General features: G+C 73.7%; 11 protein-coding genes. 7 read left to right on the forward strand and 4 right to left on the reverse strand.

Annotation, left to right across the window (positions count from 1 at the left end; translation table 11 throughout):
* Window positions 1–15: 15 nt before the first annotated feature.
* Both ACJ5H2_RS07595 and ACJ5H2_RS07600 read left to right on the forward strand, forming a co-directional pair.
* Entirely contained in the window at window positions 16–1,161 is a 1,146-nt protein-coding gene (locus ACJ5H2_RS07595) for a fatty acid desaturase family protein (protein WP_408898963.1), read from the forward strand.
* 24 nt (window positions 1,162–1,185) lie between these two features.
* Window positions 1,186–1,449, forward strand: a complete 264-nt coding sequence (locus tag ACJ5H2_RS07600) for a hypothetical protein (RefSeq protein ID WP_408898964.1) — start codon at window positions 1,186–1,188, stop codon at window positions 1,447–1,449.
* 28 nt (window positions 1,450–1,477) lie between these two features.
* Here the strand turns inward: ACJ5H2_RS07600 and ptsP are convergent, their stop codons facing one another.
* On the reverse strand, window positions 1,478–3,145 hold the full coding sequence (ptsP, locus tag ACJ5H2_RS07605) for a phosphoenolpyruvate--protein phosphotransferase (RefSeq protein WP_408898965.1): 1,668 nt from the start codon (window positions 3,143–3,145) through the stop codon (window positions 1,478–1,480).
* An 87-nt stretch (window positions 3,146–3,232) separates the two neighbouring features.
* Between ptsP and ACJ5H2_RS07610 the strand changes: the two genes are divergently transcribed.
* The 4 genes from ACJ5H2_RS07610 to ACJ5H2_RS07625 are packed head-to-tail and all read left to right on the forward strand — an operon-like array spanning window position 3,233 to window position 7,328.
* On the forward strand, window positions 3,233–4,000 hold the full coding sequence (locus tag ACJ5H2_RS07610; protein WP_408898966.1) for a DeoR/GlpR family DNA-binding transcription regulator: 768 nt from the start codon (window positions 3,233–3,235) through the stop codon (window positions 3,998–4,000).
* Window positions 3,997–4,983: a 1-phosphofructokinase family hexose kinase gene (locus ACJ5H2_RS07615; RefSeq protein WP_408898967.1), complete on the forward strand. Its 987-nt coding sequence runs from the start codon at window positions 3,997–3,999 to the stop codon at window positions 4,981–4,983. Before ACJ5H2_RS07610 ends, ACJ5H2_RS07615 begins: the two co-directional genes overlap by 4 nt.
* Window positions 4,971–7,055 (forward strand): fructose-specific PTS transporter subunit EIIC, encoded by a 2,085-nt coding sequence (locus tag ACJ5H2_RS07620; protein WP_408898968.1) that lies wholly within the window; start codon window positions 4,971–4,973, stop codon window positions 7,053–7,055. The genes ACJ5H2_RS07615 and ACJ5H2_RS07620 overlap by 13 nt, the downstream gene beginning before the upstream one ends.
* Window positions 7,056–7,067: 12 nt before the next feature.
* On the forward strand, window positions 7,068–7,328 hold the full coding sequence (locus tag ACJ5H2_RS07625) for an HPr family phosphocarrier protein (RefSeq protein ID WP_408898969.1): 261 nt from the start codon (window positions 7,068–7,070) through the stop codon (window positions 7,326–7,328).
* Between the two features lie 196 nt (window positions 7,329–7,524).
* Here ACJ5H2_RS07625 and ACJ5H2_RS07630 read toward each other — a convergent pair whose 3' ends face one another.
* From ACJ5H2_RS07630 to ACJ5H2_RS07640, 3 genes are read right to left on the reverse strand one after another with little or no spacing between them, the layout of a single operon-like run.
* The gene (locus tag ACJ5H2_RS07630) at window positions 7,525–8,130 is read right to left on the reverse strand and encodes an acetoacetate decarboxylase family protein (RefSeq protein ID WP_408898970.1); all 606 of its coding nucleotides are present in this window, start codon (window positions 8,128–8,130) and stop codon (window positions 7,525–7,527) included.
* Complete coding sequence (locus ACJ5H2_RS07635; RefSeq protein WP_408898971.1) at window positions 8,127–8,792, reverse strand: hypothetical protein; 666 nt, start codon at window positions 8,790–8,792, stop codon at window positions 8,127–8,129. The genes ACJ5H2_RS07630 and ACJ5H2_RS07635 overlap by 4 nt, the downstream gene beginning before the upstream one ends.
* Before the next feature lie 10 nt (window positions 8,793–8,802).
* Window positions 8,803–9,456, reverse strand: a complete 654-nt coding sequence (locus ACJ5H2_RS07640; RefSeq protein WP_408898972.1) for a TetR/AcrR family transcriptional regulator — start codon at window positions 9,454–9,456, stop codon at window positions 8,803–8,805.
* 81 nt (window positions 9,457–9,537) lie between these two features.
* Between ACJ5H2_RS07640 and ACJ5H2_RS07645 the strand changes: the two genes are divergently transcribed.
* Complete coding sequence (locus ACJ5H2_RS07645) at window positions 9,538–11,676, forward strand: MMPL family transporter (RefSeq protein WP_408898973.1); 2,139 nt, start codon at window positions 9,538–9,540, stop codon at window positions 11,674–11,676.
* Window positions 11,677–11,725 lie beyond the last annotated feature (49 nt).

Genomic DNA, 11,725 nt, shown 5'->3' on the forward strand with positions numbered 1-11,725 from the left:
TCCGAGGAGACCGTCATGAGCACCGACACCACCGCGGCCCCCGTGGCCGACGAGAAGTACCACGGCCTCACGGCCGAGCAGATCGACCGGCTCGGCGCCGAGCTCGACGCCCTGCGCCAGCGCGTGATCGCCGACCTCGGCGAGGCCGACGCGGAGTACCTCCGCAAGGTCGTCAAGACCCAGCGCGGCATGGAGATCGCCGGCCGCGCGCTCTTCTACCTGCCGGTCGTCGGCTGGCTGCCGGCCGTCGCCTGCCTCTCCGTGTCGAAGATCCTCGACAACATGGAGATCGGCCACAACGTCATGCACGGGCAGTACGACTTCCTCGGCGACCCGGCGTTCAACTCCCGCATGTTCGACTGGGACACCGTGTGCCCCGGTGAGCAGTGGAAGTACTCCCACAACTACATCCACCACACGTTCACGAACATCGTCGGCAAGGACCGCGACGTGGGCTACGGGATCCTGCGCATGGACCCCGACCAGAAGTGGCACCCCTACTACCTCGGCAACCCGGTCTACGCGTTCCTGCTCATGGTGTTCTTCGAGTGGGGCGTGGCCCTGCACGACCTCGAGGTGGAGAACATCGTCTCCGGCAAGCGCTCGCTGGCCGACAACAAGCCGCTCTATCCCGGTCTGCTCCGCAAGATCCGGCGCCAGGCGGTCAAGGACTATCTCCTGTTCCCGGCGCTGACCGGCCCGCTCTTCCCGCTGACCTTCGCGGGCAACGCGGTCGCCAACCTGGTGCGCAACGTGTGGGCCTTCAACATCATCTTCTGCGGTCACTTCCCGGCCGGGGTCGCGTCCTTCTCGGAGGAGGAGACCGCGAACGAGACCCGCGGACACTGGTACCTGCGCCAGATGGTCGGCTCGGCCAACATCAAGGGCAGCAAGCTCATGCACCTGATGAGCGGCAACCTGTCCCACCAGATCGAGCACCACCTCTTCCCGGACCTTCCCGCCCGGCGCTACCCGGAGATCGCCGCCGAGGTCCAGGAGATCTGCGAGCGCTACGGCCTGCCGTACAACACCGGCCGCCTGCACCAGCAGCTGTTCAGCGTCTTCAAGAAGATCGTGCGCTTCTCCCTGCCCGGCGGTACGGCGAAGGTCGCTCCCGTTCCCGGCCCGGACGGCGTGACCCAGGACTCGTTGGCAGCCTGACCGCTCGCGGGGGACACTGACGCCATGGGCGACGGACGCGACCACCTCAGCAGGGCCGAGATCACCAAGGACGCGCTCCAGGCGAGCGCCGAGGCGGCGGCCCAGGCCGTCGGCGAGGTCGCGACGATCCTGACCCGCGCGGTCGGGGACGTCGCCGCGGCCGTGGGCGGCTTCGCGACCGAGGTCTTCGAGATCAAGGACGCGTCCCGCCGGGCCCTCGCCGAGCACGCCGAGATCGGGCGGTCCGGTGAGGTGCCGGCCGAGCTCGAGGACGGCGAGGACGGCTGACCGTCGGAGACCAGGCTCCTCGGCGAGCCTAGGCGACGGCCCGAGCGGCCTCGCGCGCGGCGGCGGGAGTCGGCGCGGCGAGTGCCGCTCGTGCCATCTCCTGGCACTGCTCCAGGGTCACGCCGCCGAGCCGGGCGCCGACCGCCCGGACGGCCGCGACCGCCATCGACAGCGAGGTGACGCCGAGGCCGACGAGCACGCACGCCAGCAGCGGGTCGGCGGCCGCCTCGCCGCAGACGCCGACCGGCTTGGCCGCGCGCTGGCCCGCCGCGGCGGTGAGCGCGACCAGCTGCAGCACCGCGGGCTGCCACGGGTCGGTGAGGTGGGCCAGGTCGCTGCACATCCGGTCGGCCGCCATCGTGTACTGCGTCAGGTCGTTGGTGCCGATCGAGAGGAAGTCGACCTCGGCGAGCATCCGGTCCGCCAGCAGTGCCGCGCTGGGCACCTCGACCATCACCCCCGCCTGCAGGCCGCGTGAGCGGACGGCGGCCGCGAAGTCCCTGGCCTCGTCGACGGTGGCCACCATGGGCGCCATCACCCGGGTGGGCACGCCGGTGCGCTCCGCGGCCGCGGCCACCGCGTCGAGCTGGCGCTCGAGCAGCCCGTGGTCGGTGAACGACAGCCGCAGGCCGCGTACCCCGAGCGCCGGGTTCTCCTCGTCGGGGTGCGTGGCGAAGGCGATCGGCTTGTCGGAGCCGGCGTCGAGGGTGCGCACGACGACCGGGCGGGCGCTCGCGGAGAACGGCGCCAGCACGTCGGCGTACACCTGTGCCTGCTCCTCGGGACTCGGCTCGGTGGCGCGGTCGAGGAAGCCGAGCTCGGTGCGGAAGAGCCCGACCCCCTGGACCGGCCCGGCCGCCGCGGCGACGGCGGAGGCGGGGTCCGCGACATTGGCCAGCAGCGAGACGGGATGACCGTCGGCCGTGCGGCCCGGTCCGGACCAGGCGGCGAGTGCGGCGCGCTCCTCGGCGTCGGCGCGGACCCGGGACGCAGCGGAGGCCGGGTCGGGGTCGAGCTCGACCGTCCCGGCCGCCCCGTCGACGAGCAGCGTGTGGCCGGCGGCGGCGTCGACGACGCCCGGGGCACCGACCACGCAGGGGATCGCGAGCTGGCGCGCGATGATCGCGGTGTGGCTGGTCGGTCCGCCGCGCTCGGTCACGAGTGCGACGACGACGCGCGGGTCGAGGCCGGCGGTGTCGGCCGGAGCGAGGTCGGCCGCCACGAGCACGACCGGCGTCGCGGGCAGCGTCACGCCGGGCTCGGGCTCGCCGACCAGGCGTGCGACGATGCGGGTGCGGATGTCGCGCAGGTCGGTGACGCGCTCGGCCATCAGCCCGCCCATCCCCGCGAACACGGTGGCGAACTGCTCGACCGCGTGGTCCACCGCGGTCAGCAGCGGCTGGCCGGCGCGCAGGTTCTTGCGGACGGCGGCGCGCAGTCCGCGGTCGGCCGCCAGGCCCGCACTGGCGGTGAGGACGCCCGCGGTCGCGCCGTCGGCTGCCGCCGCCTTCGTGCGGAAGCCCTCGGCGACGGCCTCGACCGCGGCGTCGTAGGCGCCGAGGGCTTCCGCGTCGTCGGCGTGACCGCCGTCGCCGTACCGGCGCAGGGCCTCCTCCGAGACGTCGCTGACGGCGACCTGGGCCGGCGCGCAGGCCAGTCCGGGGACGACGGGAGTGCCATGGATCGTGGTGACCATGCTCACACGCTAGACCGCCGACCCCTTGACAAGCAACAGAAACGGGCATAGAACAACACAAACAAAGATCGTGAGGGAGGTCACAGGGTGTATGCCGAGGAGCGCCAGCAGGCGATCGCGCGTCAGGTGGCGACGGAAGGGCGGCTGTCGGTCGCGCAGATCGCCGAGCGCTTCGACGTCACGACGGAGACCGTACGCCGCGACCTCACCGCGCTCGAAGGGCTGGGCCTGGTGCGCCGGGTCCACGGGGGCGCCGTCCCCGGCACCGCGCTGACCACGCTCGAGCTCGCGCTCGGCGAGCGGGACACCGCGAACACCGAGGCGAAGGCGGGCATCGCCCGCGCGGCGCTCGCGCAGCTGCCGCCCGCGGGTGCGTCGATCCTCCTCGACGCGGGCTCGACGACCGCGCGCTTCGCCGACGCGCTGCCGGCCCACCACCGCCTGGTGGTCTACACGCACGCGGTGTCGGTCGCCGCGCGGCTGGCGGGCAACCCGGCCGTCGAGCTCCACCTCCTGCCCGGCCGGGTGCGGCCCGAGACGCAAGCGGCGGTCGGCGCCGTCACCGTGGCTGCGGTCGGCGCGCTGCGCGTCGACGTCGCCTACCTGGGCGCGAACGGGGTGTCGGCCGACCACGGGCTGTCCACTCCCGACAGCGAGGAGGCCGCCACGAAGCGCGCCTTCGTCGCGGCCGCCGAGAGGGTGGTCGCCCTCGTCGACTCCTCGAAGGTCGGCGTCGAGACCGCGGTCCGCTTCGCCGAGCTGGACGAGGTCGCCGCCCTCGTCACGGATGCGGGCATCGAGCCGGGAGCGCGGGGCGCCCTGGAGAAGGCGGGGGTCGAGGTGGTGACCGCGTGATCGTCACGGTCACCCCGAACCCGAGCATCGACCGCACGGTGGCCCTCGCCGGGCCGCTCGTGCGCGGCGGCGTGCTCCGGGTCGCCGACGCCGTCGACGAGCCCGGCGGGAAGGGCATCAACATCTCGCGGGCGTGCGTCGCCGCGCGCGTGCCCACCTGCGCCGTCCTCCCCGCCGAGGAGGGGGCGTTCCTGCGCGAGCTCGAGGCGCGGGGGGTGCCCTACGCCGCCGTACCTCCCGCCGGCGCGATGCGGGTGAACCTCACCCTCACCGAGCCCGACGGCACCACCACCAAGCTCAACGCCGCCGGCGCGGAGGTCGCAGCGACCGACCTCGCCGGGCTCGCGGCCCGGGTGCTCGACCTGGCGGGGGACTGGTTCGTGCTCGCCGGGTCGCTGCCGCCCGGCGCGCCCGACGGCTGGTACGCCGACCTGGCCGCACAGCTGCGGCGGCGCGGACGCCGCGTCGCGGTGGACACCAGCGACGGCGCCCTCGCCGCGGTGGTCGCCGCACTGACGCCCGACACCGGACCGGCGCTCCTCAAGCCCAATGCCGAGGAGCTCGCCTCCGTGGTCGGCCTGCCGGTGGCCGCGCTCGAGGACGACCCGGAGCGCGTCGCGGCGGCCGCCCGCGTGCTCGTGGACCGCGGAGCCGGCGCCGTGCTGGCGACCCTCGGCGCGGCCGGCGCCGTCCTCGTCGACGGCGAGGGCGCCTGGCACGCCCTCCCGGGCCCGGTGCGGGTCGTGAGCACCGTCGGCGCGGGGGACAGCAGCCTGTTCGGCTATCTCGCCGCCGACCTGCGCGGCGCGACCGCGCCCGAGCGGCTGGCCTCGGCCGTCGCCCATGGCAGCGCGGCTGCCGGACTCCCCGGGACGACCGTGCCCACCCCCGACGACGTCCGGCCCCACGAGGTCCGGGTCCTGCGGCTCGACCACCCCTCGAGCACCCCCACTCCCGAAGGAGCACCGACATGGCAGAGCTGATGACCGCGGGTCTCGTGGCCCTCGACGCGGACCTCGGCGGCGACAAGGACGACGTCATCGACGCCCTCGCCGCCCGGGTCGCCGACGCCGGGAGGGCGACGGACGTCGAGCGGCTCCGTGCCGACCTGCGCGCCCGGGAGGCCAAGGCTCCGACCGGGATGAAGGACGGGATCGCCATCCCGCACTGCCGGTCCGGCGCCGTCACCGAGCCGACCCTCGCCTTCGCCCGACTCGCGACGGCGGTGGACTTCGGCGCGAAGGACGGTCCGGCCGACCTGGTGTTCCTCATCGCGGCCCCCGACGGCGGGGGCAACGCCCACCTGCAGATCCTCGCGAAGCTGGCCCGCGCCCTGGTGAAGCCCGAGTTCACCGGCGCGCTGCGCTCGGCGTCGTCGTCCGAGGAGGTGGTCGCGCTGGTCGAGGGAGTCGTCGCCACGCCGGCCAGGTCGGCGGCGACGGAGTCGCCCGCGGAGTCCGCGACGTCGTCCCCCGGCGCCGTAAGGCGGCTGGTCGCCGTGACGTCCTGCCCGACCGGGATCGCCCACACCTACATGGCGGCCGAGGCCCTCGAGGCGGCCGCGCGGCGCGCCGGAGTCGAGATCGCGGTCGAGACCCAGGGCTCGGCCGGCTCGACGCCCCTGCCCCCGGCCACGATCGCCGCGGCGGACGCGGTGGTCTTCGCGACCGACGTCGGCGTGCGCGACAAGCAGCGCTTCGCGGGCAAGCCGGTCGTGGCCAGCGGCGTGAAGCGCCCGATCGACGACGGCGACGCCGTCATCGCGGAGGCACTGCGCGCGGCCGCGGATCCCGCCGCCGCCCGGGTCGAGGGTACGGCGAGCGCCGGGGAGTCCTCCGGCGGAGCCGGTGCGCCAGGGGAGTCGTGGGGCGGCCGGGCACGCCGGGTGCTGATGACGGGCGTGTCCTACATGATCCCGTTCGTCGCGGCCGGCGGCCTCCTCATCGCGCTCGGGTTCTTGCTCGGCGGCTACGACAGCGCCAACGTCGCGGGCGACGTCCTCGTCCAGCACAGCCTGCTCGACCCGCCCTCGCCGGCGGCGTACGGGCTCGAGCACGTGCCCTTCGACTCGGGGGTCCTGCTCTACCTCGGCGTGCTGCTGTTCGTCATCGGCAAGGCGGCGTTCGCGCTGTTCGTGCCGGCCCTCGCTGGCTACATCGCCTATGCGATCGCCGACCGGCCGGGGCTGGCACCGGGCTTCATCATGGGCGCGCTCGCGACCAACCTCGCCGGGTTCGCCAGTGCCGGCGACGCGCCGGTCGGCGCGCCGCAGACCGGCTTCATCGGGGCGATCGTCGGCGGCGTGCTCGCGGGCGTCGTGGCGCTGTGGGTCTCGCGCTGGGCGGTGCCGACCTGGGCCCGTGGCCTGATGCCGGTGCTCGTGATCCCCCTGGTGACCAGTGTGATCGCGGGCCTGGCGATGCTGCTGCTGCTCGGGCGGCCGATCACCTGGCTCATGGAGCGGCTCAACGACGGGCTCAACAGCCTGGACGGGTCCAACGCCGTCATCCTCGGCGTCATCCTCGGGATGATGATGGCCTTCGACATGGGTGGCCCGCTCAACAAGGTCGCCTACAGCTTCGCCGTCGTCGGCATCGGCGGCGCCAGCCTCGCCAGCGACGCCCCGGAGCTGAAGATCATGGCGGCCGTGATGCTCGCCGGGATGGTGCCGCCGCTCGCGATGGCGCTGGCGACCGTCGTACGACCGGCGCTGTTCAGCCCGGCCGAGCGCGAGAACGGCAAGGCGGCGTGGCTGCTCGGTGCGTCGTTCATCTCCGAGGGCGCCATCCCGTTCGCGGCGGCCGACCCGCTGCGGGTGATCCCGTCGATCGTGCTCGGCAGCGCCGTCACCGGCGGCCTCGCCGAGGCGCTCGACGTCGGCCTGCGCGCTCCCCACGGCGGCATCTTCGTGCTGTTCGCGGTCGACGGCGTGGTCGGCTTCTTCATCGCCCTGGCCGCCGGCACGGTCGTCGCCACCGCGGCCGTGGTCGCGCTCAAGTCCGTCGGGCGGCCGGCCCCCGCCCGCTCCGTCACCACCCCGTCCGTCACCGCCTGAGAGGAAGCACCCATGCACACCGTCACCGTCGTCGTCGGCTCCGCCGTCGGCCTGCACGCCCGACCCGCCCAGATCATCGCCGACGCCGCCGCCGACCTCGACTCGGAGGTGCTCATCGGCCTCCCCGGCGACGAGGCGGTCGACGCCAGCTCGGCGCTGCTGATCATGACCCTCGGCGCCGCCAACGGCGAGCAGGTGGAGGTGTCCGGCGAGGACCAGGCCGACGTCGCCGTCATCGCCGCCCTCGTCGAGCGGGACCTGGACGCCGAGTAAGCCCCCGTTGAGTCGTCACTTCTGACCCCTCGAGTCGTCACTAGTGACCTCTCGAGTCGTGACTAGTGACCCCTCGAGTCGTCACTGCCGACCCGTCGACCTGACCGTCCCTCCTCCGGCCGGACGGAAGTGACGACTCGACGGTCAGGAAGCGACGACTCGAGGGGTCAGAAGTGACGACTCAACGGCCCTGGGGTCAGTCGAAGGTGAGGCGGAAGGAGGCCATGCGGAAGGAGCCGAGCTGGCGGGCCTCGCGCATGAAGCCGAGCGGGCCGTCGGCTGCGAAGGCCCAGCGACCGCGACAGGGGAGGGCTTTCGCGGTGCCCTTCATCACGACGTTCGCGGTCTCCGGGTGCTCGGGGATGCCGGGCTGCTCGACCCGTCCGGTGAAGGGCATCCGTACGGCGGCGCGGGAGACGTCGGTGAAATGGGCCTCGACGATGGGACGGCGCTCGACGGTGGCGCTCCAGTCCGTCGACGTGAGCGGGCCGCGGAAGCCGCTCTCCATGTCGAAGTCGCACAGCTCCTTGGGGATCGCCCACAGCGTGCGCCCACCGGCCTGCGAGTCGGCGGAGTTCACCCAGATGTCGGTGATGGTCACCGCCCCCTTGCCGGTGCTGTCCTTGACGGTTCGCGCGAGCAGCAGCTCGTGATAGGTGAGCGGGCTCGGCTCCTCGTAGGAGACCAGTGCGACGCCGTACGTGCCCGCGGGGTGGTGCGCGTCGACGGCCCGGCCGAGACGGAACACCGAGAGCCACAGCGATCCGTGCATGTGCCAGGGAGCCGGCGGATAGGCGGTCATTCGTCCTCCAAGAAGAGCTGGGCGGTGTGCTGGAGCTCGGCCTCCATGGCCGTCGGCAGGTCGTCGGTCAGCTCGTCGGCCATCGGGCTCGCCTCGCGCGGACCCAGGCCCGCCGCGGCCCGCTCGATCGCGGCGGCGACGTCGATGACCGTGGCCTCGCGGACGTAGGGCTTCGAGAGCTCCTTGGCGACGTACTTCGCGACGAACCGGCGCAGCTCGCCCTCCACGTTCGCCGCCCTGCTGGTCAGCGAGGCGCGCAGCCCCTGCGCCTTCAGCCGTACGGCGACCTGCCCCGCCTCCGGCGCGGTGACGTCGAGCACGACCGCGAGGTCGCGGCGCGCCCGGGCGATGATGACGAGCGGCACGGTGATGTCGGCGTCGAAGTGCTGCTTGTCCATGCCGAGGTCGATGGTGAACCTCAGCGTGACGGGGAGGGCGACGTGGAAGCCGACCGGCTCCGCGCCGACGCGCTCGCCCGTGGCGGTGCCGATGGTTCCCCTCGCGGTGACCTTCGCGATCCGGCCCGGCCCGACGCCGATCGGTCCGACGTCGATGGGGCGGCCGGCGAGCACGTTGACGCCGGCCAGCACCCGCTCCGCGGTGACGGCGGTCGCGAAGAAGCGCTCGCCCCAGGTCGCGTAGTCGATCAGCTCCTCGCTCACGCGGGCGACACTAGCCGGTACGACGGCCCCGCGGGCCGGTCGCCAGCCCGCGGCTGACGAGGTCGATCGTGCGGTCGATGGCGTGCTCGCGCTCGGTCTCGCCGAGGCCGGCCAGAGGGCCGTCGATGAGGAGCATCGCCAGGCCGTGCACCGCGGCCCATGGCCCCGCCTCCGCCCCGGGACGGTCCTCCGCGGCCAGGTAGCCCACCGCCACCAGCTCGTCGAGCATCTCGCCGAGCAGGAGATAGGGCGCCGGCTCGCCCATCCCGGGCTGGTCGGCGTCGCGCAGCCCGCCGGTGAAGCAGGTCCGGAAGACGCCGGGCTCCTCGAGGGCGAACCGGATGTAGCCCCGGCCGGTGGAGCCGAGCCGGGCCAGCGCGCGCTCGACGGGGTCGCCCACCGGGGGCACCTGGTCGAGGAAGCCTGCCATCGCCGCCACCATGCCGTCCATCGCCAGCGCGCGCGCCGCCTCGAGCAGGTCGGCCTGGTTCTCGAAGTGTCGGTACGCCGCCGTCGGCGTCACCCCGACCTCGCGCGCGGCGCCGCGGATGGTGACGGCGTCGGGGCCGCCGGTCGCGGCCAGCTGTGCGGCGGCGCGCGCCAGCGCGTTGCGCAGGTCGCCGTGGTGGTAGCCGCGCTTGCCGGTGCGGGAGGAGGTGCTCACGACGAACATGTTGACACCCGTGCACATCCGTGCCAAGTTAACGCCTGCAAAGTTTACGTGCGCACACATTGGAGGAGCGCGATGTTCAGCTGGATCGGTGGACTGGTGACGAGGCGGGCCCGGGCGGTGCTCGTCCTCGGTCTGACGGGGGTCGTGCTCGCGGCGGTCGTCGGGGTGGGTGCCTTCGGCAAGCTGCAGGCGGCAGGGTTCGACGACCCGGACTCGGAGAGCAGCCGTGCCGCGGCGCTGCTCGAGGAGCGCTTCGTGGGCGGGGCGGACTACGTCCTCGTCGTCGAGGCCGCTGACGGCGACGTGGACTCGGCCGCATCGGCGGCGGCGGGGGCGGCGCTGAGCGATCGGCTGCGCGAGGACCACGACCTGGCCGAGGTGACCTCCTACTTCGACGGCCGCGCGGCTCCGCTGCGCTCGACCGACGGCCGCTACGCCCTGGTGACCGCGTCCGTCGCGCCCGGCGAGGAGGCCGACCCCGCCGCGGTCCTCGACGAGTACGCCGGGAGCGCCGGCCCTGGCCATGCCCTCACCGTCCACGTGGGCGGCGGTGAGGTGGTGGGGGAGGAGATCGGCGCCCAGATCGGCAGCGACCTCGGTCTCGCCGAGAGCATCGCGATTCCGCTCATCCTCGTCCTGCTGGTGCTCGCGTTCGGCAATGTGGTCGGCGCCCTGGTCACTCTGGGGGTCGGCCTGGCCGCGATCCTGGGCACCTTCGCGGAGCTCTCGATCCTCGGCTCGGCGACCGACGTCTCGATCTACGCCGTCAACCTGACGACCGGCCTCGGCCTGGGGCTCGCGGTGGACTACGGCCTGCTGATGGTCGCCCGGGTGCGCGAGGAGCGGGCCACGGGGCGCAGCCACCAGGACGCCGTACGACGGGCGGTCGAGACGGCCGGCCGGACCATCGCCTTCAGCGCGACCACCGTCGCGGTCGCCCTCGCGGCCCTGCTGGTGTTCCCGATGTACTTCCTGCGCTCGTTCGCCTATGCCGGCATCGGGGTCATGCTCATCACGGCCTTCGCCGCGGTCGTGGTCCTCCCGGCCGGGCTCAGCCTGCTCGGCGACCGGGTCGACGCCTGGCGAGTCCCGGGGGTGCGGGGGATCCGCGGCGAGGAGGCCCCGGCGTGGGCCCGGCTGGCCCGCTTCGTGGCCCGCCGACCGCTGCTGAGCGCCCTGCCCGTACTCGCCGGCCTGCTGGTGATGGCCGTGCCGCTGGCCGGCATCGAGCTGGGTACGCCGGACGACCGCGTGCTCCCGGCCAGCGCGTCGAGCCGGCAGGCGGGCGACGTGCTGCGGACGGCGTTCGCAGGTGACGGCACCCATCCGATCCAGGCGGTCACGACGTCGGCGGTCGACGAGCCCGCTCTCGCGACCTGGGCGGCGGAGCTCGCCGAGCTGCCGGGCGTGGTCCGGGTGGAGACGCGGGCGGGCGAGGACGCCTCCCTGGTCTCGGTCGTGACCGACCTCGACCCGATGTCCGCGCGCGCCCGCGCGCTGGTCGAGGACGTCCGGGCGGTCCCGGCGCCCGAGGGCGCCGAGGCGCTGGTCGGCGGGGCGAGTGCGGAGCTGCTCGACCAGATGTCCGGCATCGGCGCGCGGCTGCCGCTCGTCGCCGGCTGGCTGGTCCTGACGACGATGGTGATCCTGTTCCTCTTCACCGGCAGCGTCGTGCAGCCGTTGCGCGCCCTGGTGCTCAACGCGGTGGGCCTCGGAGCGACCCTCGGCGCCATGGTCTGGGTCTTCCAGGAGGGCCACCTGTCCGAGCTGCTCGGGTTCACGCCGCAGCCGATGGACAGCGCGATGATGGTGCTGCTGTTCTGCGTCGCCTTCGGGCTGTCGATGGACTACGAGGTCTTCGTGATGGGCCGGATCAAGGAGATGCGGGACCGCGGGATGGGCAATGACGAGGCGATGGTGCACGGCCTGGCCCACACGGGGCGGATCGTCAGTACGGCGGCCGCGCTGATCGCGATCAGCTTCTTCGCCTTCCTGGTGAGCTCGGTGAGCTTCATCCAGTTCTTCGGGCTGGGGACGGGGCTGGCCATCCTCATCGACGCCACCCTGGTCCGCGGGATCCTGCTGCCGGCGAGCATCCGGCTGCTGGGGGAGCGCTCCTGGTGGGCGCCCGGCCCGCTGCGCGCGCTGCACCGCCGGGTCGGGCTGTCGGAGTCGGTGCCCGAGGCGCCCGCCGATCCCGTCCCCGCCTGAGTCGCCGACCCGGCCGGAACTGGCCGAGAAATGGCGCCGACCCGGCAGA

Source organism: Nocardioides pymetrozini (genome assembly GCF_046058985.1).
GTDB lineage: Bacteria > Actinomycetota > Actinomycetes > Propionibacteriales > Nocardioidaceae > Nocardioides.

What these genes read in the sequence shown, in the direction of transcription:
- ACJ5H2_RS07595 (WP_408898963.1), top strand. Translation starts at nt 16, where the DNA reads ATGAGCACCGACACCACCGCGGCCCCCGTGGCCGACGAGAAGTACCAC.
- ACJ5H2_RS07600 (WP_408898964.1), top strand. Translation starts at nt 1,186, where the DNA reads ATGGGCGACGGACGCGACCACCTCAGCAGGGCCGAGATCACCAAGGAC.
- ptsP (WP_408898965.1), bottom strand. Translation starts at nt 3,145, where the DNA reads ATGGTCACCACGATCCATGGCACTCCCGTCGTCCCCGGACTGGCCTGC.
- ACJ5H2_RS07620 (WP_408898968.1), top strand. Translation starts at nt 4,971, where the DNA reads ATGGCAGAGCTGATGACCGCGGGTCTCGTGGCCCTCGACGCGGACCTC.
- ACJ5H2_RS07625 (WP_408898969.1), top strand. Translation starts at nt 7,068, where the DNA reads ATGCACACCGTCACCGTCGTCGTCGGCTCCGCCGTCGGCCTGCACGCC.
- ACJ5H2_RS07630 (WP_408898970.1), bottom strand. Translation starts at nt 8,130, where the DNA reads ATGACCGCCTATCCGCCGGCTCCCTGGCACATGCACGGATCGCTGTGG.
- ACJ5H2_RS07645 (WP_408898973.1), top strand. Translation starts at nt 9,538, where the DNA reads ATGTTCAGCTGGATCGGTGGACTGGTGACGAGGCGGGCCCGGGCGGTG.